The 26,715-nt window shown below is 46.8% G+C and carries 27 protein-coding genes and 2 pseudogenes; 5 read left to right on the forward strand and 24 right to left on the reverse strand.

What is annotated here, in order from left to right:
• Nucleotides 1–321 precede the first annotated feature (321 nt).
• Entirely contained in the window at nucleotides 322–1,170 is an 849-nt protein-coding gene (locus ACE99V_RS09615; RefSeq protein WP_400490863.1) for a patatin-like phospholipase family protein, read from the reverse strand.
• A 171-nt stretch (nucleotides 1,171–1,341) separates the two neighbouring features.
• On the opposite strand from ACE99V_RS09615, the gene ACE99V_RS09620 reads away from it, so the two are divergent.
• Nucleotides 1,342–2,187: a DegV family protein gene (locus ACE99V_RS09620; protein ID WP_400490864.1), complete on the forward strand. Its 846-nt coding sequence runs from the start codon at nucleotides 1,342–1,344 to the stop codon at nucleotides 2,185–2,187.
• Nucleotides 2,188–2,249: 62 nt separating this feature from the next.
• On the opposite strand, the gene ACE99V_RS09625 is transcribed toward ACE99V_RS09620, so the two are convergent.
• From ACE99V_RS09625 to ACE99V_RS09640, 4 genes are all read right to left on the reverse strand, one after another.
• Complete coding sequence (locus ACE99V_RS09625; RefSeq protein WP_420998567.1) at nucleotides 2,250–2,519, reverse strand: hypothetical protein; 270 nt, start codon at nucleotides 2,517–2,519, stop codon at nucleotides 2,250–2,252.
• A gap of 93 nt (nucleotides 2,520–2,612) precedes the next feature.
• Nucleotides 2,613–3,362: a pirin family protein gene (locus ACE99V_RS09630; RefSeq protein WP_400490866.1), complete on the reverse strand. Its 750-nt coding sequence runs from the start codon at nucleotides 3,360–3,362 to the stop codon at nucleotides 2,613–2,615.
• 77 nt (nucleotides 3,363–3,439) lie between these two features.
• Nucleotides 3,440–3,895, reverse strand: a complete 456-nt coding sequence (locus ACE99V_RS09635) for a MarR family winged helix-turn-helix transcriptional regulator (RefSeq protein WP_400490867.1) — start codon at nucleotides 3,893–3,895, stop codon at nucleotides 3,440–3,442.
• Between the two features lie 125 nt (nucleotides 3,896–4,020).
• Nucleotides 4,021–4,197 carry a hypothetical protein gene (locus ACE99V_RS09640; protein ID WP_400490868.1) on the reverse strand — a complete coding sequence of 59 codons (177 nt, stop codon included), beginning with the start codon at nucleotides 4,195–4,197 and terminating at the stop codon, nucleotides 4,021–4,023.
• 150 nt (nucleotides 4,198–4,347) lie between these two features.
• Between ACE99V_RS09640 and pdxR (ACE99V_RS09645) the strand changes: the two genes are divergently transcribed.
• The gene (gene pdxR, locus ACE99V_RS09645) at nucleotides 4,348–5,787 is read left to right on the forward strand and encodes a MocR-like pyridoxine biosynthesis transcription factor PdxR (protein WP_400490869.1); all 1,440 of its coding nucleotides are present in this window, start codon (nucleotides 4,348–4,350) and stop codon (nucleotides 5,785–5,787) included.
• Between the two features lie 8 nt (nucleotides 5,788–5,795).
• Here the strand turns inward: pdxR (ACE99V_RS09645) and pdxR (ACE99V_RS09650) are convergent, their stop codons facing one another.
• Nucleotides 5,796–7,229, reverse strand: a complete 1,434-nt coding sequence (pdxR, locus tag ACE99V_RS09650; protein WP_400490870.1) for a MocR-like pyridoxine biosynthesis transcription factor PdxR — start codon at nucleotides 7,227–7,229, stop codon at nucleotides 5,796–5,798.
• 110 nt (nucleotides 7,230–7,339) lie between these two features.
• Here pdxR (ACE99V_RS09650) and ACE99V_RS09655 point away from each other — a divergent pair, with 110 nt between their 5' ends.
• The 3 genes from ACE99V_RS09655 to yxiS all read left to right on the forward strand — a co-directional run bounded on the left by ACE99V_RS09655 (nucleotide 7,340) and on the right by yxiS (nucleotide 8,912).
• Complete coding sequence (locus tag ACE99V_RS09655) at nucleotides 7,340–7,918, forward strand: GNAT family N-acetyltransferase (RefSeq protein ID WP_400490871.1); 579 nt, start codon at nucleotides 7,340–7,342, stop codon at nucleotides 7,916–7,918.
• A gap of 93 nt (nucleotides 7,919–8,011) precedes the next feature.
• On the forward strand, nucleotides 8,012–8,566 hold the full coding sequence (locus ACE99V_RS09660) for a helix-turn-helix domain-containing protein (protein ID WP_420998570.1): 555 nt from the start codon (nucleotides 8,012–8,014) through the stop codon (nucleotides 8,564–8,566).
• A 43-nt stretch (nucleotides 8,567–8,609) separates the two neighbouring features.
• Nucleotides 8,610–8,912: a protein YxiS gene (gene yxiS / locus ACE99V_RS09665; RefSeq protein WP_400490873.1), complete on the forward strand. Its 303-nt coding sequence runs from the start codon at nucleotides 8,610–8,612 to the stop codon at nucleotides 8,910–8,912.
• Nucleotides 8,913–8,987: 75 nt separating this feature from the next.
• On the opposite strand, the gene ACE99V_RS09670 is transcribed toward yxiS, so the two are convergent.
• The 18 genes and pseudogenes from ACE99V_RS09670 to ACE99V_RS09755 form a co-directional block, all read right to left on the reverse strand.
• On the reverse strand, nucleotides 8,988–9,848 hold the full coding sequence (locus ACE99V_RS09670) for an alpha/beta fold hydrolase (protein ID WP_400490874.1): 861 nt from the start codon (nucleotides 9,846–9,848) through the stop codon (nucleotides 8,988–8,990).
• A gap of 90 nt (nucleotides 9,849–9,938) precedes the next feature.
• Nucleotides 9,939–10,804 (reverse strand): annotated as a pseudogene (locus ACE99V_RS09675) (aldo/keto reductase).
• A gap of 146 nt (nucleotides 10,805–10,950) precedes the next feature.
• Entirely contained in the window at nucleotides 10,951–11,721 is a 771-nt protein-coding gene (locus ACE99V_RS09680) for an ATP-binding cassette domain-containing protein (RefSeq protein ID WP_400490876.1), read from the reverse strand.
• A 12-nt stretch (nucleotides 11,722–11,733) separates the two neighbouring features.
• Nucleotides 11,734–12,507, reverse strand: coding sequence for an aliphatic sulfonate ABC transporter permease SsuC (gene ssuC, locus ACE99V_RS09685; protein ID WP_400490877.1), 774 nt, complete (start codon nucleotides 12,505–12,507; stop codon nucleotides 11,734–11,736).
• Nucleotides 12,508–12,526: 19 nt separating this feature from the next.
• The gene (locus tag ACE99V_RS09690) at nucleotides 12,527–13,534 is read right to left on the reverse strand and encodes an aliphatic sulfonate ABC transporter substrate-binding protein (protein WP_400490878.1); all 1,008 of its coding nucleotides are present in this window, start codon (nucleotides 13,532–13,534) and stop codon (nucleotides 12,527–12,529) included.
• 85 nt (nucleotides 13,535–13,619) lie between these two features.
• Entirely contained in the window at nucleotides 13,620–14,432 is an 813-nt protein-coding gene (locus ACE99V_RS09695; RefSeq protein ID WP_400490879.1) for a VOC family protein, read from the reverse strand.
• A gap of 397 nt (nucleotides 14,433–14,829) precedes the next feature.
• A pseudogene (locus tag ACE99V_RS09700) lies at nucleotides 14,830–15,006 on the reverse strand (NmrA family NAD(P)-binding protein); the annotation flags it as partial.
• Nucleotides 15,007–15,085: 79 nt separating this feature from the next.
• Nucleotides 15,086–15,526, reverse strand: coding sequence for an Rrf2 family transcriptional regulator (locus ACE99V_RS09705; protein WP_400490880.1), 441 nt, complete (start codon nucleotides 15,524–15,526; stop codon nucleotides 15,086–15,088).
• A 49-nt stretch (nucleotides 15,527–15,575) separates the two neighbouring features.
• A complete protein-coding gene (locus ACE99V_RS09710) occupies nucleotides 15,576–16,901 on the reverse strand; it encodes a protoglobin domain-containing protein (protein ID WP_400490881.1) in 1,326 nt (441 codons plus the stop codon).
• Nucleotides 16,902–16,929: 28 nt separating this feature from the next.
• Nucleotides 16,930–17,232 carry an STAS domain-containing protein gene (locus ACE99V_RS09715; protein ID WP_400490882.1) on the reverse strand — a complete coding sequence of 101 codons (303 nt, stop codon included), beginning with the start codon at nucleotides 17,230–17,232 and terminating at the stop codon, nucleotides 16,930–16,932.
• A 22-nt stretch (nucleotides 17,233–17,254) separates the two neighbouring features.
• A complete protein-coding gene (locus ACE99V_RS09720) occupies nucleotides 17,255–19,036 on the reverse strand; it encodes a putative bifunctional diguanylate cyclase/phosphodiesterase (RefSeq protein ID WP_400490883.1) in 1,782 nt (593 codons plus the stop codon).
• Between the two features lie 30 nt (nucleotides 19,037–19,066).
• On the reverse strand, nucleotides 19,067–21,076 hold the full coding sequence (locus ACE99V_RS09725) for an EAL domain-containing protein (RefSeq protein WP_400490930.1): 2,010 nt from the start codon (nucleotides 21,074–21,076) through the stop codon (nucleotides 19,067–19,069).
• Between the two features lie 143 nt (nucleotides 21,077–21,219).
• Entirely contained in the window at nucleotides 21,220–22,020 is an 801-nt protein-coding gene (locus ACE99V_RS09730) for an alpha/beta fold hydrolase (RefSeq protein WP_400490884.1), read from the reverse strand.
• Between the two features lie 62 nt (nucleotides 22,021–22,082).
• Complete coding sequence (locus ACE99V_RS09735) at nucleotides 22,083–23,024, reverse strand: NAD-dependent epimerase/dehydratase family protein (protein WP_400490885.1); 942 nt, start codon at nucleotides 23,022–23,024, stop codon at nucleotides 22,083–22,085.
• Between the two features lie 49 nt (nucleotides 23,025–23,073).
• Entirely contained in the window at nucleotides 23,074–23,652 is a 579-nt protein-coding gene (locus ACE99V_RS09740; protein ID WP_400490886.1) for a TetR/AcrR family transcriptional regulator, read from the reverse strand.
• A gap of 298 nt (nucleotides 23,653–23,950) precedes the next feature.
• Nucleotides 23,951–24,835 carry an NAD(P)-dependent oxidoreductase gene (locus ACE99V_RS09745; RefSeq protein ID WP_400490887.1) on the reverse strand — a complete coding sequence of 295 codons (885 nt, stop codon included), beginning with the start codon at nucleotides 24,833–24,835 and terminating at the stop codon, nucleotides 23,951–23,953.
• A 181-nt stretch (nucleotides 24,836–25,016) separates the two neighbouring features.
• Entirely contained in the window at nucleotides 25,017–25,751 is a 735-nt protein-coding gene (locus ACE99V_RS09750) for an OmpA family protein (protein ID WP_400490888.1), read from the reverse strand.
• Complete coding sequence (locus ACE99V_RS09755; protein ID WP_400490889.1) at nucleotides 25,705–26,625, reverse strand: MotA/TolQ/ExbB proton channel family protein; 921 nt, start codon at nucleotides 26,623–26,625, stop codon at nucleotides 25,705–25,707. Before ACE99V_RS09755 ends, ACE99V_RS09750 begins: the two co-directional genes overlap by 47 nt.
• Nucleotides 26,626–26,715: the final 90 nt, after the last annotated feature.

Here is a 26,715-nt window from a genome sequence, read left to right on the forward strand (position 1 = left end):
GGATTGGTTCAGGGAGAAGGGTATCCCACAATGTGATTTGCTCGTTACGAAGTTTTAACATAATCGCTCACCTCAAATAGGATTTTCGAGGAGCACTGTTGAATTTCTTTATGAAGAAAGGAATTCAGTCCCTCTTTTTGGATGTATTGCCTCGTCAACAACTACTTCCATTTAGAGAGCTGAATTCCTTTTGTTTTTGACTTACCCCAGGAATTTTTCAGGGGAAACTAGCTATCCTCGCCCCACTCGGCGAAAGCTACCGCTGTGCAAAAAAAGCCTGCGGGCGCAAGCCGTCACAGGCAATCTTACAAAATGCAGTTGTCAGGACTCCAGCCAGGTTTGCAACGATCGATACGCCCTGCGTGCATCGTCGTAACCCAACTGGTAAAGCTCAAGCAATTTGATCGGATTTCGTTCCATTCGTCTCATTCGCACAGGTTTGCTGGGGGAAAGGACGAATGCGCGGTTTTCCCGCTGCAAGGCGCGAATCTGCCTCAGTGACTGATTGTAGCGGGCATGATGCTCAAACATTGCACGTATCAGTGCCTGATAACGCGGCCATATCCGCTGCAGCAGCCAGGACAGGTTGACCGGCTGCGGGACCATTTCATCGTTCCCTGTTCGAACAATGATGTTCCATTCGTTTCCGTCGGCCAGAGACTTGTTGACAGGAATGGGATCGACAATTCCGCCGTCCAACAGCTTCAGCCCCTGATAGTACACCACGCCGGACAGCAGCGGAATGCTGCAGGAGGCGCGTATCGCTGTGACAAACGGTTCGCATTCGCCCTTGGAAAAGTAGACACTCTCTCCCGTCTCGCAATTGGTCGCTCCGACGACGAGCTTTTCCTTCGCCTGATCAAACACGTCAAAAGGAAACGGGCGAATGCGTCTGGGAATCTCGTCAAAGATGAAATCCATTCCAAGTAAGCTGCCGTGTCGGAGCAGATTGCGCCAGGACAGGTAGCGCAAGTCATGCAAGTGCTCCGTGTACATGTACTTGCCAAGTCCCTTGTCCCTCCCCAGGTACGCCATCGCGTTGCACGCCCCCGCCGAAACAGCGATGACATACGAGGGAAACACGTCCTGTTCAATAAAAAAGTCCAGAACCCCGGATGTGTAAATGCCTCGCGTTCCGCCCCCCTGGAGAACCAGTCCGACTTGCTTCATCGCCACCATCCTTGTCCGTTGCCTGTATTTCTTAGCTGTTAGTATTTCAACGGACAAGGCGGACATGCACATTGACTTTGATGACATGAATGGTCACCACAAATTCCCACCCCACGCCTTTCCTTTTTCTAGTATGATAAGTGTGCCAGATTATCGAAGGGAGCCATATCTTTGAAGAAACGAATTGCGTGGGTCACGGACAGTACGGCTTATGTGCCGGATGACATTCGGGAACAGCATGATGTCCACATCGTGCCGCTGGACGTCATCTTTGAAGACGGCGTTTATGAGGATGGTGTCGGCTTGACGCCAGAACAGCTCTATGAAAAAGTAAACACTTCCCGAACCGTTCCCAAAACCTCGCAGCCTGCCATCGGAAAGTTCGTGGAATTATACGAATCATTGAAAGAGAAGTACGACTGCGCCATAGCAGTGCATGTCTCCAGTCAACTGAGCGGAACGTACAATACCAGTCAGTCTGCGGCCAACATGGTGGATTTTCCAGTCGAAGTGGTGGACTCCAAAATAACCTCCTATCCCATTACCTCGATCATGCAAAAAGGGTTCAAATTGGCCGAACAGCAGCTTGATTTTCGGAATATCGCCTCTATTTTGCGAAGTGAATACGCCAAGATCGAAAACTATATCGTGGTCGGCAGCCTGCAGCAACTGCACAAGGGCGGCCGTTTGAGCAGCGCCCAATTCCTGATCGGCAACCTGCTGCAGATCAAGCCGATTTTCCGCATCCGGGAAGGCGTCGTGGAGCTGTTTGAAAAGGTTCGAACGGAAGGCAAGGCCATAAAACGGATTCTGGAACAACTGGAACTCGCCCGCAGCATGCACCGGGTGACCAGCGTACAGATCCTCCACGGAAATGTCCTGGAAAAGGCGCTGGAAATCAAAGAAAAAATTACAGAAACGTATCAGGATGTGGAGGTTTTGATCGGACCCATCAGCTCCGTCCTGGGCGTCCACGGCGGGCAGGGAACAATCGCTCTCACTTGGGTAAACGAATAACCGTATATCATTCAAACACCAGACGCCCCTCACTCAGGAGGGGCGTCTTTCTCTGCAAAACGTTATATTTCGATGATTCCGATCTCGTGTCCGGCGTTGTCAAAGAAACGAAATTCCTTTATGCCGTTTCCCTCTGCCAAATCCGTTGTCTGCACGCCCTGTGAACAAAGCGTTTCGTGATCGGCGGCCGCGTTGGTCGTCCGCAGTTTACACTGCATGTGCAAGAGGGGGGGACCGGCGATTCCACGAGCTGAATCGGAATGTTCCGAAACGTGCAAGTTCTCGTATTTTTCCGCACGCAGAAATAACTCATAGATACCCGTGATATTCATGCCAGACCCCCCATTCCTTTTCTTTATATGGTAGTATTTACCAAACACTTCGGCAAGAGGGTACTCAGGCGCTCCTGTTAGCTTAAAGCGAGATCATTTTCGATACAACGGGTAGTCCACTTCCTGCGGAACCTCGATGAACACAATCCGCAAGCCTTCTGATTCAGCCGCCGAGAAGATCACTTGTGCGTCTTCATCTGTCGTTACGACGCTGAAATCTCCCCTCTCAAGTGCTGAAGAGCCCACAGATCCGCTTCCTTGCACCGCGACCACAGCAAGCGCCTTCCCTGCCCGGAGGCTGTACGTGAACGTTTTTCCCTCAGAGATCTCTGCGTCAAACATGCTCGTGTCCGTTTCCAAAGAGATGGGAGAGCCTTTGCCGATGATCGTTTTTAGCTTCACGCCGTTCTCTTCGCTCAACGGAAAATCCTCATGCTCATACTGATTGTACGTCGGCGTTTGCTTGGTGGTTTTTGCAAGATGCGGTTCAAACCAGATTTGAAACAGCTCCGCGTCTTTCTCGATATTTTCCGCGTGATAAACACCCGAACCGGTTTGCATCACCTGAGCACCGCCCGCGGAGACTCGCTGGAAATTTTTCAGTGTATCGCTATGTCCTACCGTTCCCTTCAAAACGTAAGTCAAAATTTCAAAACCGGAATGAGGATGCAAGGGAATTTCGAACGTTTCCACTCCCTTGGCCCAGGACCAATAAAACAGCGGCCCTACTCGTTTTACAGCCGTTTCTTCATGGGGAAACGCAATCGGTTTGCTCTCGATGATTCGGCCGCCCCCAAAATTTCCGACGCCTTGCTGGTCAAGATTGTATACGGAAATGTTCATGGCTTCTCTTCCCTTCCCTTCATAAATCTCCAAATTAAATATCTTAAATTAAAGATAATTAATTTAGAGTAAAAATGTCAAGGCCCTTTCAAAAAGTTCTCTTGAGCCGCACGTCCCAATTTCTTCAGCAGTTGAATCGCCTGCTTTTTCTCCTCGGAATTCAAACCGTTCACAGCCAACTCAATCACCTTTTTATGCTCGGGAAAAATCTCCGCCAGCAGTTGTTCGCCCTTCTCCGTGAGCTCCGCAAAAATGACGCGCCGGTCGTTCGGAGACGGTTTGCGTACTAGCAAATGCTTCTTCTCCAGCTTGTCAACGACATAGGTGATATTGCCGCTGGAGATCAGGATCTTCTCGCCGATTTGTTGAAGCGGCTGCGGGCCTTTGTGGTATAACACCTCCAGAACACCGAATTCGGTAGGATTCAAACCGTGTTTGCGGATATCCCGATGAGTATGGGCTGTCACCCAGTCATAGGCGCGCGACAGCACAATCAACAAATCGAGTGAATCGTCCCGTTGTAGGTCAGGCATAGGCTCCCTCATCTCCTCCCGTGTCATGCAATACGATCTTAAATTCAAGACAATCCTATCCAAGCGGACGACTCTTGTCAAATGGATGGACGCAAATGAAAACAGCACCCTGATTTGGGTGCCGCTCACATGAAATAATAGAAAATGCCCAGAAAAGCCAACAAGCTGAGACCGTAAAAAATCAACAGCCTGGAGAGATTTTTCTTTGTTTTCATTCCGTACTTTGTCTCGGGCGGCGTGACCCCCACGAGGATGGTTCCGATCCCGAGTACAATGCTGAATAATATAATGAATACAATCATGTATTGATCACTCCTCATTCGGACTACACCTTCTATGATAATGGATGTTGCCGTCTTCCGCCCCATCCACTTGAACTTTATTTTACCCATCCAGTTGTTTATAATCTGGTTAACTATCACAATCGAACAGAAAAAGGCCGTGATCAACCCATGGATTGGAAGCCATCTGACACACGCGACAAACCTTTATACAAACAAATTGCCGAGTATATCGAACGGCGGATCACCTACGGAGAATTTCCTCCGGGCAGCCTGCTCCCCTCGGAACGCACCCTGGCCAAGGAGTTGCAAGTAAATCGCAGCACGATTGTGGCTGCCTACGATCTCCTGCGGGCGTCAGGTGTGATAGAAACCAGACACGGAAGCGGGACACGGGTAAGTACGGATATATGGGGCATCTCACGCACCCGCGTCCCCAACTGGCGGCAAATCGTAGAGACAGGCTCTTTCCTTCCGAATCTCCCGCTCATCCGTCAAATTCGCAAGGAAACGATGGAAGGCGACCTGATTGATCTGGCAAGCGGAGAGCTTTCGGCTGACCTGTTTCCCAACAGAGCCCTTCGCAGCATCCTCTCTTCCGAAGAGTTTGACGGTCATCTCGGCTACGAGCATCCCCAGGGGAATGTACCGCTGCGGGAAACCCTTTCCGCCCATGTAAAAACGTGGCGGGACATTGACTCGACACCGTCCTCCATCCTGATTACCTCCGGCGCTCAGCAGGCGCTGCACCTGATCGTCCAGTGCCTGCTAAAGCCGGGGGATGCGGTTGCCATTGAGGATCCCTCTTACTGTTATTCGCTCCCCCTGTTTCAGTCGGCGGGCCTGCGCACCTTCTTGCTGCCTGTTGACAAATATGGGGCCAATCCTGACGATTTGGCAGCCCTGCATCGAAAGCATCGGATCAAGATGGCGTTTCTCAACCCCAACTTTCAGAATCCGACCGGTACCCTTCTTGATTTGTCCCGGCGAAAAAGGTTTCTCGAGCTGTCTGCCGAATTCGGAATCCCCTTGGTTGAGGATGATCCGTACAGCGTCACCTCGTTTCACGGAGAAAAAATACCGACGCTCAAATCGTTGGATCGAAACGGGACCGTCCTGTACATCAGCTCGCTGACGAAGATCGTCGCTTCCGGTTTGCGGATCGGTTGGATTATCGGGCCGCAAACAGTGATTGAGCGCTTGGCTGATGCCAAACAGCAGGTGGATTTCGGCCATAGTATTTTCCCGCAGTGGATTGCCAACCGTTTTTTGTCATCCGCCGACTTTCCCGAACACATCGCGATGCTGAGGGAAGAACTGAGGAAGAAGCGGGATTTGCTGGTTTCCGCTTTGCATCAGTGTCTTCCTACCGAAGTAGAATTTACGGTCCCCGAAGGAGGCATTCATCTCTGGTGCAGCGTGAAGCAGACCGACAACGAATCCCGCCTGCTGAAAGCGGCGATCAAGCGCGGTGTTGTATTTGTTCCGGGGAGTGTGATGGGATCAAAAAAGGGGTATGCCCGCTTTACGTTCGGGCGAGCGGAGAAGGATTCCATTACCGACGCCATTCAGCGCTTCTCAGAAGCCTTGCGTGATGTGATCCCCTCCTAATTTTGTCATTACGGTTCCCCAAACCAGACCTGGAACAGCAGCTTGATGCCTTGCTCAATTTCTTGCAGGGAAAGACCGCCAAAACCGACGAAAAACTCTTTCCTCTCTTCTTCCGGCGGCTGCATCCATGTGTACGAAGCCGGAGAAATTCGGATCCCGGCGCTTTTTGCCATCCGGGTCAGCTCTCGCTCCGAGTGGGGACTGTTGATTCGCAAGAGCACGTGAAGCCCCGCTCCTTTGCCGATTACAGCCGCCCTCTCCTGAAAGGTATTTTGTATCGTTCCGACCAGTACATCGTGTTTTTTTCGGTAAATGTTTCGCATTTTTCGTACGTGCTTTTCCCAATATCCACGCTGCATAAAAAGCTGCAGGGTTTTCTGATGCAGCGGGGAAGAGGATTGCTCGAACAACAGGTTGTACTCCAGCTCATGGTAAGCGTCAAGCAGCGCTTCCGGCAGCACCATGTAGCTGATGCGGATCGCCGGTGCCAAAGCTTTGGAGAATCCCCCCATGTACACCACGTTGGTGTCCGGCAGAAGCCCCTGCAGCGAGGGAACCGGTCTGCCGTGGTAACGAAATTCTCCATCGGAGTCGTCCTCGATGATGTACCCGTTTGCCTGTTTTGCCCATTCCAGCAATTGCAATCGCTTCGCGACCGGCATGATCATGCCTTGAGGGAATTGGTGAGACGGTGTGACATAGACAAGCCGAACGCGGCTTTCGTACAAATCCTTCAAATCGATGCCGTCATGCTCCAGAGAGATCGGTACGACCTGAAATCCATGCTGCCGAAAGGTTGTGAAGATGAGGGGATATCCTGGCTCTTCCACCCCGATGCTGGTGGAGTGTTGTTTCAAAAGCAGACTGAGGAATGTCAGCAAAACGTGTGAACCTGCCCCGATCACGATCTGTTCTGGTGAACAGGAAACCCCTCTGAACTGGTGAAGATACCTGGCAATTTCATAACGAAGCCCCTGTTCTCCTTGAGGATCCCCATAGAAGAGCAATTCTTTCTGTTCCAAACGAAGAATCTCATTGAACAGCCTCCGCCAAACAGAAAACGGAAAGTGGTCAAAATCATTTTTCGACAAGTGAAAATCATATCGATAAGCCGTTTTATCACGGGCAGGGTACTTTCTTCTTTCCATCAGATCGGAACTGCCAAACTGTCCTTTTTCCACCTGCAGGCAGGGATCGGTCAATTTCGGGACATAGTACCCGCTCCTGGGCTTGCTTTCGATAAAGCCTTCTGCGAGAAGCTGATTATACGCCATTTCAACCGGGGTTGTACTGATTGCCAAAAATTCCGCGAATTTACGAACGGAAGGAAGCAACGTATGCTCTGCGATCCGTCCGGCGATGATTTCGTTTTTGATATAGGTGTACAACTGCATGAACAGAGGGGTTTCACTGTGTTCGTCGAGATTGGGCAGGAGCAGCATCCGGCATCTTCCTTACATCTGTCCTTTGGTTTTTTACAAAACTGCACATTTCCCAGTATACAACAATGCGCTATCGTATACATAAATGTGAAAAACAGGAGGCTCACGACATGCAGCACCAACACACGACAAACACACCCGTACGTTTCCTAGAAGGTGAACAGGTCTATCTGCGTCCCATCGGTTTGGAGGATACCGATCTCTATTTCCGCATGCTGTTTCATCCGGAAACCAGAAGATTGACCGGAACCCAAAAAAGTTTTACTCGGGAACAAATTCACCGTTATATTGAAGGGAAGTCGCAGGACACTTCCAGCCTGCTGTTGTTGATCGCCCTGCGCGAAACGGACGAAGTGATCGGCGACATCGCCCTGCAAAGCATTGACAGCTACAACCGCAACGCCAACATCCGGATCGCCATTGAGGAACCCTACCAGGGAAAAGGCTACGGAAGCGAAGCAATGAAACTGATGCTCGACTATGGATTCGGGATCGTAAACCTGCACCGCATCGAATTGAACGTCTTTGCCTACAATGAGCGGGCGACCCATGTCTATGAGAAAATCGGGTTTAAAAAAGAAGGCGTACAACGGGATGCTCTCTATTACAACCACCAGTACCATGATTCCATCCTCATGAGTATCCTGGAGGACGAATTCCGAGCCATACACGGGAAAAAGACACCTTAATCGCGATGCCAAACAACATGACATGTGCTACAATCGTGGAAGTTTCCATCAAGATGGGAAGCATGGCAGTTCCGATAGTAGAAATAAAGGGTGATGGAGTTGTCACTTGGGATTCGTTTAAAAACCATAAGGATAGACAAAGGGTATACACTTCAAGAACTGGCCGAGCGTTCCAACGTAAGCCGTTCCATGCTGTCGCAACTGGAACGTGACCAAAAAAACCCGACGATCAACGTCCTCTGCCAGATTGCTGAAGCGTTGAATGTAACCGTTTCGCAGATCCTCGAACAAGAGGAAGCGAAAGAAGTCGTCTTGATCCGTAACCGACAGCGCCCTCAATTCCACGACGAAGAAACAGGTTTTCGGCGCATCCTGCTATCCCCTGCTTTTCCTTCCAAAGGGCTTGACTTTCTGTTGAATATCCTGCCGGAAGGAAAAAGCACCGGAATCATACCGCCTCACAAGCACCCTGTACCGGAATACGTTTACGTTACACAAGGTGCCTTGCAAATTACTTTGGGGGAGCGCCAGACGTATCAACTGGAAGCCGGAGACTCCTTTTACTTTGAGGCGGATGTCACCCATCGAATGGACAACATCGGAGTCGGTGATTGTCAGTATTTTCTTGTAATTGACTCTCACCGCTGAGCTGGACTTGACGCAATAGATTGTTTGGAGAAAGGAGAAGCTCATGAACAAAAAAGAGATTGAAGATCAAATCATAAAAAACTATCAGCGTGACGAAGGCATGATGATCCTGGTATTTGCCCAATGGTGTGTGAATCATGAACTGGATGCGCTGGAACTGTACCACCGTGCCTATCCGCAACAAGGCGCGAACACCTTGCTTCGTCAGATGATGGAGGTAACCGTCCCAAAGGAGGAATCTGAAGAGATTCCTGATGCTACCTTGCTAGGTGTCTTGTCTCTTTTTGGAAATGATGACTTGGCGTTTGTAGTGAACGAAGAGATTGAGAAGCGCAGGAAAAAATAGGAAGTTACACTCCCGGTTACCCTGCCTTCCTGCAGTGCCAGAGAACCCAGCGGCATCCCGCCTGGTGACCAACGCTTACCCTTTACTAGCGAGAAACTCAATCATCTTTCCGTCTGTTTCCCCTGCTTCTTTTCCTAGCCAAATCAGATGGCCCCATGTCGGTACAAAAACCAGCTCAGAATGAGGAATCTGTTTTTTGGCATGGTATGCATGTTCAACAGGTACAGCTTTATCATGTGGACTGTGTAAAATGAGCGTCGGACACGTAATCGCTTGAAAATGTTGGGTTGAAATGGTCCCGATCTGAGCAAGATCGATAAAAAAACCATGACCTGATCGCATCCGGTTGTTCATCCTGCGTATCTGCTCAATGTCGTCTTCCTTCATTCTGGCAAGTACGTCTTCATAGGGAAGATTGCTAAACGAAGGCACCATCTGCTGAAACATGTATCTAGGAAATCGGTTATTCATGAGTCCGATCAGCTTCCAAATTATTTTCTCAAGCCCGGGACGAAATAAGATTTGAGCTGCACGGTACTCTTTATCACCTGGTTTGATCCATTCCTTGGTTACGGCACTTTGCAAAGTGAGTGTTTGCACTCGTTCGGGATGACGGGAAGCAAAATAAATGCCGCTCGGACCTCCTGCCGAAACGGCAACCAGATGGACTTTTTCTACTTTTTCATGGTCCAATAACGCAATATAGGTCCGGGAGGCTCGTTCCAGACTGTCCCCCAATTCCTTGGAAGTGCTCCCGTATCCAGGCCGCGAAGGTGTGATCAAGCAGTATCCCTGCTTTGCCAACACTTCGTAACCGAATTCCTCCAAACAGTTGGAATGTCCTCCGTGCATCACAAGAATGGGCGTTCCTTCCCCTAAGATCGAATATTCAAGGGTGTATCCGTCCACAATGATTTGTTCAATTCGTCTGTTCATGGGTCACCTGCTACTTTTTTACAGTTTCTTTTCAATATACCTCATCGCTTTTTATTTGTCCGGTGCCCTAACAGATTTTTTTAGAACAACTTAAACCATCTCCAAAGGCATTTTCTTACGAGGTTTCGGAAAAACCTCGTCGAGTCTGTTCAGATCTTCTTGGGTCAATTCAATCGAAGCAGCTTCCGCATTCTCAAAAACATGTTGTTCCTGCACAGCTTTCGGGATGGCAATTACATCATGTGTACGTATCGTCCAGACGAGAGCAATTTGTAATGGTTTTACATCGTATTTTTCTGCAATCTCATTGACGATTGGATCATGTAACAATTGTTTTCTTAAAGAACCTCCTTGAGCAAGGGGAGAATACGCCATAATCGGCATGTGATGTTCTCGCTGCCAAGGTAATAGATCAAACTCAATTCCTCTGGAGCCTAAATGGTATAACACTTGGTTCGTCGCACAATTTGGGCCATTGGCGGTGTTCCATAGCTCTTTCATGTCATCCGTATCAAAATTGGAGACTCCCCACCTTGCAATTTTTCCTTCTTTCCGCAGCTTTTCCATGCCTTCAATCGTTTCCTCTAATGGAATGCGGCCCCTCCAGTGTAAAAGATATAAGTCTACATAGTCTGTCTCTAGCCGTTTTAAACTGTTTTCACACGCTGTTGAAATCATGTTTAAACCTGCATGATGGGGATACACTTTAGAGACTAAAAAGACATCATCCCGACGTCCTTTGATTGTTCGCCTACTACTCGTTCAGATTCTCCATCCCCGTACATTTCAGCCGTGTCAATTAGTCTCATGCCCAATTCGATTCCCAGTTGTAACGCTTTGATTTCCCTGGCTTTCGCTTGAGGATTTTCACCCATGTACCATGTTCCTTGTCCTAAGCATGGAAGAGAAGTGCCATCGGGCAATGTCACTACGCGTTTTTCAATGCGGCTTTTCATCAACAATCTCCCCTTTCTCACAATCCTGCGCTCCTACTTATTTTTCCACGGGAGTTCTCATTTACCCTACGCCTCGATACAAAAAAAGCACCCTTTGAGGGTGCGTTGTGTCGTATATGGGTGGAGGCGGGTGTAATCCACCAAGATCATTTTGAGAGGTCCCCCATGATTCTTTCAACGACATTCTTCTCCAACAACGCTAGTGACACGTCTGAGAACTGACGCGGACGCTGGGCATTGTTGCGTATGTCCAATGCTATTTGGCCATCCTCGATTAGAATAATGCGGTCCGCTAGGCGAACAGCTTCGCGAACGTCATGAGTCACTAGCAATGTCGTAAAGCCTAACCTAAGCCAAATCTTTTCGATTAAATTTTGCATTTCAAGACGGGTTAGAGCGTCGAGTGCGCTAAGCGGCTCGTCAAGCAGCAATAACGATGGCTCATGAACGAGTGCGCGCGCTAGCGCAACACGCTGCTTTTGCCCACCTGAAAGGGTAGCCGGCCATTCTTTTTTAAACGGAAGCAAGCCGACAGCATCTAATACTTGCTCTGCCTTTTGCTCCCAATTCCCTTTTAAACCTAAGCCAACATTTTGAATTACTTTTTTCCACGGCAACAGTCGTGAATCTTGATACATCATGGTCGCCTTTGATTTTGATTCCTTTACAGGCACTCCATCAAATAATAAATCACCGTCCGTTGGCGTATCTAACCCGGCAATAAGACGCAGCAGTGTACTTTTACCGCTGCCGCTCTTTCCTACGATGGCAACAAATTCACCCGCTTCAATATTTAGTTGGACCCCTTTTAACACTTCTTTGTCACCAAATGTTTTACTGACATTGTTTACTTTGATATGAATCGCATTTTTCTTATCTGCTTCTTCTTTTTGCCTGTCTAAAGCTAATGCTCTCATCCTTCTTCCTCCTTATGCTTGACGGCTATAGTTCGGATGCCAACGGAGTGCGCGACGTTCTCCCCATCGCGCCAACAAATCAGCCAATTTACCAAACAATGCATAGAGAAGGATGGTGATGATAATAATATCCGTTTGCATAAATTCACGCGCATTCATTGCTAAATAGCCGACGCCTTCGTTTGTTGCAATTGTTTCAGCAACAATTAGCGTTAACCACATGACGCCAAGCGCATAGCGAATGCCAACGAAGATGGATGGTAGAGCTCCTGGTAATAAAATTTCTTTAAACAACTGCCATCCTTTTAATCCATACATTTTTCCCATTTCAATATAACCCGGATCGACCGTACGGATGCCGTGAAACGTGTTGATGTATATCGGAAACATCACACCTAATGCAACAAGAAAAATCTTCGCACCTTCGTCAATTCCAAACCATACGATGACCAGCGGCACGAGCGCTAAATGGGGAATGTTGCGAATCATTTGAATCGTGGTATCAAGCAATCGAAACGATGCGTTTGATAATCCGTTCACCATCCCTAAAATAAAACCGATTCCTCCGCCAATCACCGTTCCAATAAAAGCACGGCTAAGACTCGCTTGCATATGATAAGCAAGCTCCCCAGTCACAATAAGTCCCCAAGTAGACGATAACACCGTCGTTGGTGATGGAAACAGTTTTGTTGAAATCAGTTCAAGCGACGAGCTTATTTGCCAGCTAACAAGGAGAAGAAGGGGAAGAAGCCAGGGTAATGTTTGCTGTATAAATTTCTTTCTCACTTTGCTTTGCCCCCTTACGTTACTTTAAAAGCTCTGGCGTCCACTTTGCATCGATTGGCATATCTTTTGAAACATCAACTTTTTTTGGAATTAAGCCGATGCGATAATAGACATCCGCTTGCTCCTGTTGTGCTTGAATGACCTCTTTTGATATTTTTTCAACTCCATATGTGCGGCGCTCAATTGCTCTGGCAATCACTTTTTGATCAATGCCAAGCATCTCTGATAACAGCTTCACGACTTCAGGTTTATGGTCGTTTGCCCATTTGTCCGATTGATTTGTTGCTTCTAAAATGATTTTGACTAACTCTGGATGTTCCTTTGCAAAATGAACATTCGCAAAGTAAAACGTCCGATTCGGATAATGGTAGTCAATACCTTCCGTTAATGTGATCGGATGCAAATCGGTTTCAACTCCGGCAAAAAAAGGATCCCATGAGGCAAGTGCATCAACTTCTTTTGTTTCAAATACCGCGCGACCTTGCGAAGCATCCTTTACATATACCCACTCTACATCATTAACCGTTAAACCCGCCTTTTCTAAGGCCAGTACAGCCAAGTAGTGGTGATTTCCACCTTTAAGAGTAGCGATTTTTTTTCCTTTTAAATCTTTTATTGTTTTCATGCCTGAATCCCTTAGCACCATTACGCCTACTCCTTCTGGATTAGGCAGGTCGGCACCAACGTAAACAAGCGGCTTATCACTTGCTTGCGCAAAGATACCAGGGCCATCTGCCGCATGACCGTAATCAATGCTTCCGGAAAACAACGCCTCCAATAAAGGCGCACCGGTAGCAAATACTTTCCACTCCACCTTATACCCTTGCCCCTTCAAACTTTCTTCCAAGAAGCCGCTTTCTTTTAATATGTTCAACGTATTTCCTTTCTGATACCCAATTCGAATTACTTTTTCCTCTTTGTTCGCACCGTTAGCCTGTTGATTATCTGCTGTACCGCATCCTGCCAGCACAAACATGAGAACAACGCAAGCAACTATCCATTGTGCCATGATTTTATTGTATTTCATTTCCTTTCACTCCTGCTTATTTCTGATTAACTATATTGAAATACTATGAATTATTTGTATGTCGAAACCAGGCAACATTGAGCTCTTACCCAATAAAACGATAAATACTGCCCAGCAGATGTTTGTCTCCTTTTTCCGAACTCCCTGATAACCCGACCAGGAAAGGTCGTTCTCCACGCGTTGCAAGGACCTCTGAAACGATCCCGCCGTCGATTGGACTGCTAAACACTAAATTCCCCCCAGGAAGTTGAAGCGTTTGGCACACTGCCTGTAGGGATTCGTCAACAAATTCATCTCCGCGTTTCAAGCCAAGCCACTTCGACCAGTTGTCTACCGTCGTATTCAAATCTTTAACTGCAAAAGCGACATAGGATAACGATACATCGCCGGCCGGATGCGGAGCGATCACTTTCCGATCTTTCAAATCATTTCTTCGTTCTTCATCGTTTTCTTCCCATTGGATAAAAAATGGTAATGGCAATTCTTGATCCTTATGCCCAACGTACAGCAACTTCCAATGAATGACGCTTCCATCGGGTCTTCTTCGGCTAAGTGGAACAGGGCCGTTTACCGTCAACCCCTGTTTGAGAAAGTGTTCAGCAACCTTTTCCAGTTGATTCGTCCGTATGGCAATCCGCGAAAATCCTTCGGTATATGAGTCTTTCACAATGGTTTCAATTAAACTATGTTCGATACTCTGGCGTTCCTCCACTATCTGTTTATCATACACACCCAAAAACTCAATATAACTTAAATCGAAATAACTAAGTACATTGTAGGTGCCCCTGTTTTCATGGACGCCACCTTCTACTGCATAAATGCCATTTTTTCGTAAAAGCTTTATGGCTTCCTGCGGATCATTGACGAAGTGTACAAGATGGTCAAAACGAAAACTCATACATTCTCCCCCTTGGATTCAGAATTGTTAACTCATGCAGTTGGCTGATCTGTTAATTCATACTAAATAGGTCGGATTAATTTGAATTATTTACATTTTAACCTGCAATAAAATAATGTCAAGAAATAATTATTCTATTCCAAGTTGCCTAGTTTTTCTTCTACATATTTCGTAACCAACTGTCCAAATGCATGGACCCCTTTTTTCAACTCGTCTTCACTCAACAAGGAATAACTGAGTCGAAGATGATGGGATTCAGGGTCATATGGATAACATGCCGACCCTGGCAGAAAGGTAATCGAGTGTTTTTGCAGCTCAAGCAATAACTCATCGGTGTTGATCTGCTTTGGGAATGTCAGCCATAAAACCCAAATAACCCAGCCGACTTAAGCTAGGCTGATTCCGGTTCCAGATAATCTCCTTGACGAACTTCCACTCCGAGATCAGCAAGAGCAGAGGCTTTTTCCACATGACGGACGATTGCTATGATCTGACTTGCGGGTACTTTCTTGAGCAGGTGTTGAATCACAAGACCTCCAAGCTGGCCTGTAGCACCTGTAACAGCAATGGTCATGGACATTTCCTTCCCTTCTTCTGATCAATTCAAGACAGCTAAATGTAACCATATTAGTTACAACGCACTTGAAAAAAAATCAGCTCTTGCTTGAGCCAATTTTCTCACCAAGTTCACTCACCAACTGCTTCATCGTGACTTGAGCCAATACATGTTCCATTGCGGACTGGGCTTGAAGCAAAGTGGATCGAAAAACAGCTTCGATATTAGCGCCAACAGGACAATCCGGATTGGGATGGTCATGGAAATGAAAAAGATCACCTTTCTCGACGACTTCAACGGCTCTATACACGTCTAGCAGCGTAATTTGATCCAATTCTTTCCTCAGGGATGCTCCGCCCGTTCCAGCTCGTACGTTTACCAATCCAGCCTTTTTTAGCTTGCCCATGATTCTACGGATCACCACCGGGTTGGTCTGTACACTTTCCGCTATGAAATCCGATGTGCACGGTGATGTACTTAGTGCTAACAAAGATAAGATGTGAACGGCGATGGAAAATCGACTGCTGATTTTTTTCATGTGCTTCACCCTCTTGGTGTAACTATTATAGTTACAATCAAAACGAAAGTCAAATATGGAGAGTGGAACGATTTAACTCATCGGCGGAAGATGCCGCCTTGGAAGTTGCCTCTCCAATTTCATTGATAACCTGGGCCAGCAGACGCATATCCCTCTCCACTTTCTGAATATCGTGGATGCTGTGTTCCAGGGATTCCATGATTTCATCGAACGTTTGACGTGTGGCAGCCGACTCCACTTTCCCATTCTCCACCAGCTTGTTGACTTGTTGAATGGAGTAAACGACCACTTCACTGTAATAGGACGACTGCGCAATCAAATGGTTGATTTGATCGACGGACTTCCTGGTTTCTTCCGCTAATTTTCGCACCTCATCCGCAACCACCGCAAAACCGCGCCCGTGTTCACCTGCTCGTGCCGCTTCGATCGCTGCATTCAACGCCAAGAGGTTGGTTTGATTGGCAATTTGCTTCACCATGACCACAATGTCCTTGATCTGCTCGGAGGAATCGTTGAGACTTTGCACGATTCCTTCCATGTTTCTTGTGCTGTCGTAAATGGAAGCAATCCGCGACTCCAACTCTTGAATTCGTTGCTGCCCCATTTGAGCTAATTCTTGGGTTTCTTTCGTGCGGGCAGATGTTTGCTGGGCAAAATCATTCACCTCATCAGTTTTTCGGACGACCTGCTCCACCGACGCACTGGTTTGCTGGGTTAGGGCGGCTAACTCCAGCGCTGTGGCAGCAATCCGTTCTTTTAATTCTGTTTTGACTTGCTCGTAATAACTTTGTTTCTGGTTTAGATTTTCTTTTTCATAAGCATCTAACACCAATTGCTGCTCAAAGTTAAAGATTTTCGCAATCACTTTGGTTGTAAGGTGAATATCTTCTTTATGATCGATTTGCTCATGTAAGAGATCGATGAGGGCGTCCTGCAAATTTTGAAAGGCTCCAATATACCATTTTGGATCCAAACCGATTCTCATATGAGTTTCAGCGACCTTTCTCCGCTTCTGGACAAATGAGGCATCCATCTTGCCGTTAAACATTTCAAGCAGATGGATACGAAGTGTCTGGCGCAAGCGATCGACCGTACTGTGACTTTGCACAATATGCTTCAACCGGTCAACATTCAGGATGGTTTGGTAGAAGGTTGAGACAATCTTTTCAATGTGTTGATCGACCAAAGGGCGAATATGCGCGATGATCTTCAGTTCCTCTTCCGATAACCCGATCATTTTCATTTGGTTTTGTAACTCTTCATTTTGAATATGCAGGGTAACCTGCTCGAATTTGGACTGCTCCACCATGCTTGAATGTTTCTCTGGTTTTTTTCCAAATAGCGCAGCCATAGCGGAAAACGGGCATTTCGACATAGAAATAACTTCCTTCCCAAGATTCAATTCATTCGATCTTTAATAATTTTGTTAATCCTGTTACCTCAAACCATTCCTTCAAACTGCCTGTAAGCCCTGTGATCACGACTTCCCCCCCTTTTGGCTGAACACGATTATGGATCGATACTAATAGGCCCAATCCTGAGCTATCAATGCGATGAACATTCCGCATGTCCACATGAAACGTTTTATAGCCTTCCTCTATAAAATGAATCAGTTCTTCACGCATAAAAGTTGATTCCTCTACAGTGATCTCACCCGTCATCACAACGGAAATCTGGTCATCCGATGTATAAATTTGATAGAACACGCCACACGAAACCTCCCCCTGTCTAATTTGTTATCTTTTGAGCCAGTATATGTTTTTCGAAATCTTCTTTCGAAAGCGGTTTTTCGAAAAAGTACCCTTGTCCCATATCACAATGAATTTGTTTTAGGAATGTTACCTGGTTGCCATTTTCAATGCCTTCCGCAATCACGTTGAGACGCAGTGAATGAGCCATGGTAATGATCGAGGAAACAATGGCCAAATCAGTCGAACTAGTCGAAATATTTTGGACAAAAGATTGATCGATCTTCAATCGGTGAATCGGAAATCGCCGTAAATAGCTTAGCGAAGAGTAACCGGTGCCAAAATCATCTAGTGATAATTGAATGCCAAGTGATTTACATTCATGGAGTGTTTCTGCAGCTTTCTCCAAATTCCTGACGAAGACGCTTTCTGTTAATTCCAGCTCAAGGTGATTTGGGCTTAAACCCGTTTCCTTGACGATACGGGTCACCATGTCTACAAAATCATTTTGCAGAAATTGAAAAGGAGAAATATTGACCGCTACACGCATTGGCGGATACCCCTTTTCCTGCCACATGATGTTTTGCCTGCACGCTTCCCATAAAACCCATTCGCCAATTGGTAAAATTAACCCGGTCTCTTCTGCCAATGGGATAAACCTGGATGGAGGAATACATCCCATTTCAGGATGATTCCAACGAAGTAACGCTTCCATCCCTACAACTCTCCCTGTATGCAGTTGGAATTGAGGCTGAAAATACAGCTGGAATTCCTGGCGCATCACTGCTTTCCGCAGATTTGTCTCAAGTTTTAATCGCTCCGCAACTTTCGTGTTCATGGCATGGGTATAAAATTGATAAGTGTTCCCACCATTCTCCTTGGCTCTGTACATGGCAGCATCCGCGTGTTTTATCAATGTTTTTACATCTTTCCCGTCAATCGGGAAAATGCTGCTGCCCACGCTGACTCCAATAAACAGCTCGTGTCCACTCACATAAAAGGGTTCGGATAAAGAGTGAACAATCTTATGCGAAACCTCGGCAACGTCTTGTGTTGATTTTATATTGGGGAGCAATACAATAAATTCATCCCCGCCTAAACGTGAAACGGTATCTGTTTTTCGCAAAATGCTGGAAAGCCGTTTTGCCACCTCTTGCAATATCAGATCTCCGACAGCATGTCCTAATGAATCATTAATCGGTTTAAAACGATCCAAATCAATAAAGATGACCGCAAAGGATTGCTGATAAAGAGCGGCGTGCTCCAACTCCAATAAAATGCGGTCCTCAAATAAAAAGCGGTTAGGCAATCCGGTTAGATTATCATGATAGGCCTGATGTATGATTTGTTCTTCAAAGCGCTTCCGTTCTGTTATGTCACGAAAGGTTGCGGAGTAAAAAACCGTTTTTCCTTTTTCGTCCTTGATCGATTGAATGGAGAGATGCTCCAGGTAATTCTCTCCATTCTTGCGGCGATTCCAAATTTCCCCCGTCCAATAGCCGGATTCGTGAATCGAAGTCCACATGTCGACATAAAAATCTGCGCCATGACGACCTGAGCTTAAGATCTTGGGATTTTTGCCGATAATTTCTTCTTTTTGGTATCCCGTCAGTTTCGTAAATGCGGGATTAATCAGCAGGATGGTTCCCTTTCGATCGGTGACCATGATGGCTTCACGTGCAGTCTCACACGCCAATGCTGCTAGCCGTAACGTATATTCGTTCCACATGTTTAGGCTATTCGTATGTTCATGGCGGACACCGGTTTGATAGTTAGCCAGCTCCTTAATAAGTTCTTTCGTACTTATCTCTCTGCTCCCCATATGATTCCCCCTGATTCGCAGCCTTCCCCATCATTCATTAGGGAGAAGGTAATTTTCTAATGCTTGAGAAGGTATAGGAGGGCTGAATAAATAACCCTGCATTTCATTGCAATGTAGCATTTTCAAAAATTCCACTTGCTCGATTTCATCGACTCCTTCGGCGATTACCTTCAAATTAAGCCCTTTTGCCAACGATATCACCGCTTTCACAATCGCTGCATGATCATCCTTGGTTGTAACATGACGAACGAACGATCTGTCAATTTTTAAGGTATCGATGGGAAAACGGCTCAGGTAGCTTAAAGAGGAATATCCGGTCCCGAAATCATCAATCGATAAGGTAAGACCGAGGCATCTTAATTCATTGAGGGTTTCAATCACTCGGTTTCCATCGCTCATGGCGATGTTTTCGGTTATCTCCAATTCCAAATACTGAGGATCCAATCCAGTTTCCTCCAAGATTCGCGCAATCGTTTCTACCAGATTTTCTTGTTGAAATTGGCGGCCTGATAGATTCACTGCCACTTGAATCGGTTTGTACCCGGCATCCTGCCAGGCTTTGTTCTGTTTGCAGGCAGTACGCAGCACCCACTCCCCAATCGGAATAATCAAACCTGTTTCTTCTGCAAGGGGAATAAAATCAACGGGACTTATCATTCCCAACTCAGGATGCCTCCACCGAATCAAAGCTTCCGTCCCTACGATCTGATTTGTCTTCAAGTCTACCTTGGGCTGATAATACACGAGGAATTCATCGCGCTCCAATGCCTTATGAAGATTACTCTCCAGCACTAGCCTCTCCAGTGCCTTTTCGTTCATATCAGATGTATAAAATTGATAGGTGTTTCCTCCCTTTTCCTTCGCACTGTACATGGCCGTGTCGGCATTCTTCAATAAGGTTTCCGGGTCGTTTCCGTCTAGCGGATACAAACTAATTCCCATACTCGTGGTCAAAAAAAATTCTTGATTCCCTACGACTAATGGTTGTTCAAAGGATTGAACAATGTTCCTTACCTTCAGTGCCGCATCTTCCACATTTTTGATGGGTGAAAGCAGGATCGAAAATTCATCACCGCCCATACGAGCCACGGTATCCCCTTCTCTAACCGCACTTTGCAGCCGTTCTGAAACAGCTTGCAATATTTGATCTCCAACGGAATGCCCCAAGCTGTCGTTTATACTTTTAAATCGATCCAAATCAAGAAATACCAGTGCCGCCCATGTATTCATGTGTTGAGCTTGATCCAATACCGAGGTAAGCTGCTCATGAAACAAAGATCTGTTCTGCAAACCGGTGAGGGAATCGTGACCCGATTGATGTGCAATTCGTTCCTCAAAGAACTTGTGCTCCGTAATATCTGTAAAAATACCCGCATACCCTCTGATTTGGCCCGTTGACTCTTTAATCGCCGTAATCGTGAGCCATTGTAAATAAATTTCACCGTTCTTCCGCCTATTCCAAATTTCGCCCTGCCATCGACCCGTTTCATGAATAGAGGCCCACATATGCAGATAAAACTCCCCATCATGACGTCCGGAACTCAGGATGCTTGGTTTTTTTCCGATCACATCTTCAGCCAGATATCCCGTAACCGTTTCGAAAGCAGGATTAACCTTTTGAATACGTCCGGAACGGTCCGTAATCATGATTCCCTCAACGGTATTGTTAAAAATGGCGGAAGCCAGATACAACTGCTCTTCATGGTCATTTAACACGTTTTGTTTCGAAAATACACCAAGGTAGTTGGTGATTTCTTCCTCCTCGTTCTTAACCACGCTGATCGTCAGCAAAACTTTAAGCGTTTCGCCATGTCTACCACGAAATCGAGGAGTACCCTTCCATTGATCAAACCCAACCGGAAAGAGAAATTCGTGCTTCTCCGCAAAAAAAAGGGACATATGCTTGCCTACCACTTCGCGGATGCTGTAGCCCGTAATGGTCGTGACCGCAGGGTTAGTGAATTGTATGATTCCGTTCGCATCGGTAATGACGATCCCATTATGTGACATCTGATAGATTTTGTCTCCTTTTCCAATCATGATCGACAAGGCATTTTATCTATAATTGTAATCGGATGGAAATTTCAGATACAATCAGGGAATTCCCTGATATTTAACCGAAAAAAAACAAAAAAAACAGTTATCTTTTGATTCAGCGATAACTGCTTTCCATACGAAACTACTTATCCTACCGCATCAGATACCTGTTTTTGATTCAAGATAAAGCCAATCGAGATTCGGTTAAATTCTTCTGGCTGATCCACGTTGACGACGTGGCCGGAGTTGGAAATCAAAGCCAGTCTGGAATATTTCCTCTGGCTCACACATGCTTCGACAGAAGGTAAAAACATATAGTCCTCGTCCCCCATAATGTACAGGGTAGGGATCGGAGGTTCCTTTGCCAACAGTGCGCTTAAGAACGAATTAACGCCCTTGGTCAGTTTAAACCATTTCTTGAATTCTTTCTGGCACAGCTTTTTGGCTTCTCTTACAAAAAGTGACCGGGATTCCCGATGTCTTTTCCTCGGCATGATAACCCACGCAAACAAACGATACAGCCACATATAGGGAACAAAATGCTTCACCATGTTGCCTAATGTAATCAGAACCTGGGAACGAAAGTTCAGCTTGGTTACAGCGCCGCCCAATACCATCGAACGTATTTTGGAAGGATACCTCTCGGCAATCGACTGAATCACGATCGTACCGAGAGATATCCCGACAAAATGCGTGGAGTGGATTTGCAAATGGTTCAAAACATCAATGATATCCTTGCTTACTTCGGCAAACGTATAGTCCTTAAACCACTTGCGCTTGGAGTCCTTTGATTTCCCATGGCCACGAAGGTCAACGAGTAGAATATTAAACTTCTCTTTGAATGGTTTCAGCTGTTTATACCATATGGTTGAGCTCCCCCCTGCCCCGTGCACAAAGGTCACCCATTCATCATTTTCTCCGCGTACATACGTCTTGTAATGAATCAATTGCCTTACCCCCTCTGTCTATTATATAGAAGGGGCAGCACCCTTAAAAGGTTTACCATTTTCTAGGATGAACGCTTTTGGCCCATGAATTTCAGTGTTTCGACGATCCCTGTTTGATACGGAGTCATGGGAATTTTCCCGATTTGCTTTTCCAGTTTCTCTCCGCTTAGCACGACAGGATTTTCCGTCAAATACATCATTTCCACAACTTCCTTCATCATCTTATCCACCAGTCCAAGCAGCCATAGCATTGGCTTTGTAACCGTTCCCACCCGTTTCCGGTATCCTGTCTCCTCTCTTAGAATCTGCACAATCTCCTCCCCGGAAATGACCCCGCTCCCCGGTATATTCCAATTCTGCCCATAAGCCGAATCACACAAGGAAAGCTGTACCAAAGCTTTGGCTCCATCAGGGGTATAGATGTATTCCCTTTTCCTCTTTTGATTTCCAATAAACATGGCTCGTTTGTTGGATAGAACGCCTTGGAAGGTGTAGTGGAGCATGGTATTTCCGGCATGAGGACCGTAAAAGTCGGGAAAATGAGCGATGATCGCCGGTATGCCAGATTGTTTGACCATTGTCTCGAGTTGGAAACGAATGCGCCCTTTTTTTGTATGCGGAACTTTTGGTGTATCTTCCGTCACTTTTGTTCCATTGCCTTTTCCATACGCATAAATATTATCTACCACCACAAGCCTTGCGTTGTTTCTTTCAGCGGCATTCAGAATGTTGCTCATGAGAACAGGCAGCCGGCTTTCCCATTCATAATAGGGCAGATTCATCGCATGGAAGATAACATCTGCCCCTGCTGTAGCTTCTATCAGACGATCCATATCAAAAGCATCCCCAGGAAAGATGTTCACCTTTTCCTCCTCTCCAAATAGGGATGCAAGTCTTGACTCACCACGTGCAAAAGCCGTTACTTCTATTCCTCTCGCAATCAATTCCATTACAATCGCATAACCTATACTACCGCTTGCGCCTAACACAGCCGCCTTTTTCAAGGGTATCCCTCCATTAATTAACCATTGTTCAATTAAATTGCAAAAAAAATTATTCCCTATGCAATGCCTTGAGAAGAAAGGAAACATGCGATTCTGCCATCATCCGAACGTCTTCAAACGTTTGGTTGCAGTGGCGACAATAATGGGTGACAAAACCGTGCAGGGACAAAAACACAGACCATATTTCCTGGAGAGTCACCTTGTTTCCGCATAAGGAATGCACCGCTTTTGCAAATTTTTCATAGCTTGCGCTTGGCCCATCATCCATAAAGTTTTGAACTTCCTTGTCTTTGATGAGAAACATAATCTCGTAATGACTCTGATGCGTGAGACCAAATTGGATAAATCCCAGCAACACTTCTCTAAGCTTTTCCTTCGGATCCAACTGTCGGCTCATGATCTCTTCAAGGATTCCGTCCAGAAGAGAAAAATCCAGCTTCACCATCGCATAGAACAAATCCGCTTTATTTTTAAAATGATAGTAGATCGCACCGTGGCTGTAGTTCAATTCTTGGGCGATTTGTCTCATGGAGACATTTTGATATCCTCTCTCTCTAAATAATCCCCGTGCTACGTCCATGATCATCTCTCGGGTCAGTTCTTGCGCAACTGCTTTTCTCGGTGTCATGTCGCCCTCCTTTTTGACCGCTGTTCAATTAAATAATAAGCACTAATCCAATTTTTGTCAACACTCATTTTCTGAGTGATGAGACTGTCGAAAAAGGAATTCGTGTCTATTCGGGACCGATTTCTCCGCTCCGGGACGATTCGCGTGGGCATCGCCAAAGCCGCGTCCCTACGCTAGCAGGTAGTCACAGCTCGCGGGTAGCTGGAGGAATCGGTCCCTCTCCAAACCATTGGTTTCTCAACAAACTGATCACTCATTTCCTGAGTGATGTACTCGTTCGGACTTGCAAGATCCAACCTTACTGCTTGTCAAACCACTTGATCAGCGCCTGCGTGCCGCTGTCTTCCTCTCCCATTGCAGCCAACTCTTTGTACAACGACTGGGACAACTCCAAACCGGGCGTCAGCAGGCCCATCTCCTTTGCCGCCTCCAGCGCAATCGTCATGTCCTTGATGAAGTGCTTGACGTAGAATCCCGGCGCAAAGTTGCCGGCGATCATGCGCGGGGCCAAATTGCTCAGCGACCAACTCCCAGCCGCGCCCGCCTCGATACTCTTCAGTACGCGGGACGGGTCGAGACCTGCTTTTTTGGCGTAGGCGATCGCCTCGCAGACGCCAATCATGTTGGAAGCAATGGCAATCTGGTTGCACATCTTCGTATGCTGCCCGGCTCCGGGGCCTCCTTGCAGGATGACGTTGGTACCCATCACCTTGAGGATCGGCTCAACAGCAGCAAACGCTTCCGCATCGCCGCCTGCCATGATAGTCAGCCGCGCCTCCCGCGCACCGATATCGCCACCGGAGACAGGGGCATCCAGCGCATGCAGGGAGCGCTGTTTCGCCTCGTCGTAAATCTTTCGCGCCAGGGACGGTTTGGAGGTCGTCATATCGATCAAATAGCTTCCCGGCTGCGCATTCGCCACGATTCCATCCGTACTGAGATAGATCTCCTCCACGTCCTGCGGATAGCCGACCATGGTGATCACCACCTGCGCGGATGATGCCAAATCAGCCACCCGGTCGACCCAGACCGCGCCCTGGGCGATCAGTTCTTCCGCTTTTGCTTTCGTGCGGTTGTAGACCAGCACGCGATAACCCGCCTTGAGCAGATGGCCCGCCATGCTTTTACCCATCACGCCCGTTCCGATAAAGCCGATCACTGTCTTGTCCGTTTGCAAGGACATGTTCACCACTCCCATCGCTGTAACAGAACATTCCAAGTTGTAGTTTTCTCCTTGATCCCATCATCTCCTTTTTTTATGCGGCTTCTTTTTCGATCTTTTATGTTTTCGCAAACGTAACGTAAAGCACAGCAGAAAACCTAGCAGTGATCTTTCCGCTAGGTTTTCTTACTAGTGGGGTGATTTATTTGGCGGCGGCTGAAGACGGCGTATTGGAGTTGGCGATAATGAGAACCACCCTGCGATTTTTGCGGCGCCCTTCTTCCGTGTTGTTCGGGTGCGACGGACGGTACTCGCCGTAACCGGTAACGACAAACCGTCCCGGATCCAAGTGGTGCCGGTCGATCAAATAGCGGGCAATCGCGCTGGCTCTAGCTGCTGACAATTCCCAGTTTGTCGGAAATTTGGCACTCGCAATCGGAACGTTATCGGTGTGCCCCTCCAGCCTGATTTCGTTCGGGATCTGCTGCAGCAGCGGAGCGATATGATCCAGCAAGGATTTGGTCATATCCAGAAGATCCGCTTTGCCGGAATCAAAAGACATCACTTCCGGCATGGCGATCTCGATGCCTAGTTTGGTTCGCTGCACCGATAAGTCAATCTTGTTGTCTTTGGAAAAGTGAGAGACCGTTTCCATGATCTTCTGGATTTCCTCTTCGTTTTTCATGACTTCAAGCAACTGCTCTTCCGTCTTCTTGTCGATTTGAACCGTATTCTCTCCTTGGTTGCCGAGCAAACTGCGATTGTTGAACGAATCAACCACAGACTTCATTTTGATGCGGTCGACTTGGGAAAAAGAAAAGAGGAGCACAAACAACACCAGGATCAAAGTCATCAAGTCAGCGTATGTGACCAGCCAGCCGGACTGTGGCCTATCCAGAAATCCCCTGCTTCGCTTCATGTTTTGCACGGTCGTCATACCTCGTTTCCAATTCCTTCAGTTGGTTTATTGTCTCCTGCGTAATGAAGGCCTCCAATTTTTGCCGCAAAACCAATACACTTTCATTTTTTCGGATGCTGATAACGGCTTCGGTCACGATAGTCTTCATCAATATCTCATCTTCGGAAAGTCTCAGCAGCTTGTTGGCGATCGGAATCAAAATCAGATTGGCCAAAATCACGCCATAAAACGTGGTGATCAGAGCCAGGGCAATGCCGGGCCCCAATTTTTCCGGGTCGTTCAACTGTTGGAGCATCAGCACCAAACCGATGATCGTTCCGACCATCCCCCAAGCGGGCGCGACTTCACCGGCTTTACTGATCAGCGTGTAACCTCTGAAGTGCCGGCTTTTCAAAGCTTGAATTTCAATTTCGAGGATTTCCTTTATTCTTCTGGACGGCACTCCATCCATGACCAAATCAATTCCTTTGCGGATAAAAGCGTCCTGAATCCGGTTTTTTCCTTCCTCCAGCCCCAAAATGACGCCTTTCTCTTTCGACTGCCTTAGCAGCAGCACAAAAAACTCAATTAATTCCTGCAGATCCACTTCTTTTCTGTAATACGTTTGACGAATGACGGACAGGCAATTTTTCATTTCCTTCCATCCGAAGTCGACGAAAATCGTCGCAAATATGCCTCCAACGACGATGGCGAAGGAAGGCAGACTAAAAAAGCCGAGAACGCCCGATGTACCTCCGGCAAAATAAATGGAAACCAAAATCAATATCATCCCGATGATAATACCAACGGGAGTGCTCCAATCTTTTCTCATTTTCTTCCCCACTCCAATTTTCGGAAATGTCATGATAAATGGCGCAAACGGCGGCTTCTGTTTCGGCAATTCGTTCGACATGATCCCCCTTATTTTCCTAATTATTGACATGTATTTTTCTACTTTCAGATGATAGATGGGGGTAACTTCAATGTCAATGAAATTTAGCTT

Origin of the sequence: Brevibacillus soli (genome assembly GCF_044759095.2) — a bacterium.
In the GTDB taxonomy this organism is placed as follows: Bacteria; Bacillota; Bacilli; order Brevibacillales; family Brevibacillaceae; genus JBIYSM02.

Bases quoted from the DNA above. Each gene is read 5' to 3' on its own strand.
- ACE99V_RS09750 (WP_400490888.1), bottom strand. From the start codon at position 25,751: ATGACGACCGTGCAAAACATGAAGCGAAGCAGGGGATTTCTGGATAGG.
- ACE99V_RS09640 (WP_400490868.1), bottom strand. From the start codon at position 4,197: ATGATTGTATTCATTATATTATTCAGCATTGTACTCGGGATCGGAACC.
- ACE99V_RS09635 (WP_400490867.1), bottom strand. From the start codon at position 3,895: ATGCCTGACCTACAACGGGACGATTCACTCGATTTGTTGATTGTGCTG.
- ACE99V_RS09695 (WP_400490879.1), bottom strand. From the start codon at position 14,432: ATGAGTTTTCGTTTTGACCATCTTGTACACTTCGTCAATGATCCGCAG.
- ACE99V_RS09755 (WP_400490889.1), bottom strand. From the start codon at position 26,625: ATGTCGAACGAATTGCCGAAACAGAAGCCGCCGTTTGCGCCATTTATC.
- ACE99V_RS09710 (WP_400490881.1), bottom strand. From the start codon at position 16,901: ATGTCGAAATGCCCGTTTTCCGCTATGGCTGCGCTATTTGGAAAAAAA.
- ACE99V_RS09725 (WP_400490930.1), bottom strand. From the start codon at position 21,076: ATGATTGGAAAAGGAGACAAAATCTATCAGATGTCACATAATGGGATC.
- ACE99V_RS09720 (WP_400490883.1), bottom strand. From the start codon at position 19,036: ATGGGGAGCAGAGAGATAAGTACGAAAGAACTTATTAAGGAGCTGGCT.
- ACE99V_RS09670 (WP_400490874.1), bottom strand. From the start codon at position 9,848: ATGAACAGACGAATTGAACAAATCATTGTGGACGGATACACCCTTGAA.
- ACE99V_RS09625 (WP_420998567.1), bottom strand. From the start codon at position 2,519: ATGAATATCACGGGTATCTATGAGTTATTTCTGCGTGCGGAAAAATAC.
- ACE99V_RS09745 (WP_400490887.1), bottom strand. From the start codon at position 24,835: ATGTCCTTGCAAACGGACAAGACAGTGATCGGCTTTATCGGAACGGGC.
- yxiS (WP_400490873.1), top strand. From the start codon at position 8,610: ATGAACAAAAAAGAGATTGAAGATCAAATCATAAAAAACTATCAGCGT.
- ACE99V_RS09655 (WP_400490871.1), top strand. From the start codon at position 7,340: ATGCAGCACCAACACACGACAAACACACCCGTACGTTTCCTAGAAGGT.
- ACE99V_RS09615 (WP_400490863.1), bottom strand. From the start codon at position 1,170: ATGAAGCAAGTCGGACTGGTTCTCCAGGGGGGCGGAACGCGAGGCATT.
- pdxR (WP_400490869.1), top strand. From the start codon at position 4,348: ATGGATTGGAAGCCATCTGACACACGCGACAAACCTTTATACAAACAA.
- pdxR (WP_400490870.1), bottom strand. From the start codon at position 7,229: ATGCTGCTCCTGCCCAATCTCGACGAACACAGTGAAACCCCTCTGTTC.
- ACE99V_RS09680 (WP_400490876.1), bottom strand. From the start codon at position 11,721: ATGAGAGCATTAGCTTTAGACAGGCAAAAAGAAGAAGCAGATAAGAAA.
- ACE99V_RS09630 (WP_400490866.1), bottom strand. From the start codon at position 3,362: ATGAACATTTCCGTATACAATCTTGACCAGCAAGGCGTCGGAAATTTT.
- ACE99V_RS09660 (WP_420998570.1), top strand. From the start codon at position 8,012: ATGGAGTTGTCACTTGGGATTCGTTTAAAAACCATAAGGATAGACAAA.
- ACE99V_RS09705 (WP_400490880.1), bottom strand. From the start codon at position 15,526: ATGAAAAAAATCAGCAGTCGATTTTCCATCGCCGTTCACATCTTATCT.
- ACE99V_RS09690 (WP_400490878.1), bottom strand. From the start codon at position 13,534: ATGAAATACAATAAAATCATGGCACAATGGATAGTTGCTTGCGTTGTT.
- ACE99V_RS09740 (WP_400490886.1), bottom strand. From the start codon at position 23,652: ATGACACCGAGAAAAGCAGTTGCGCAAGAACTGACCCGAGAGATGATC.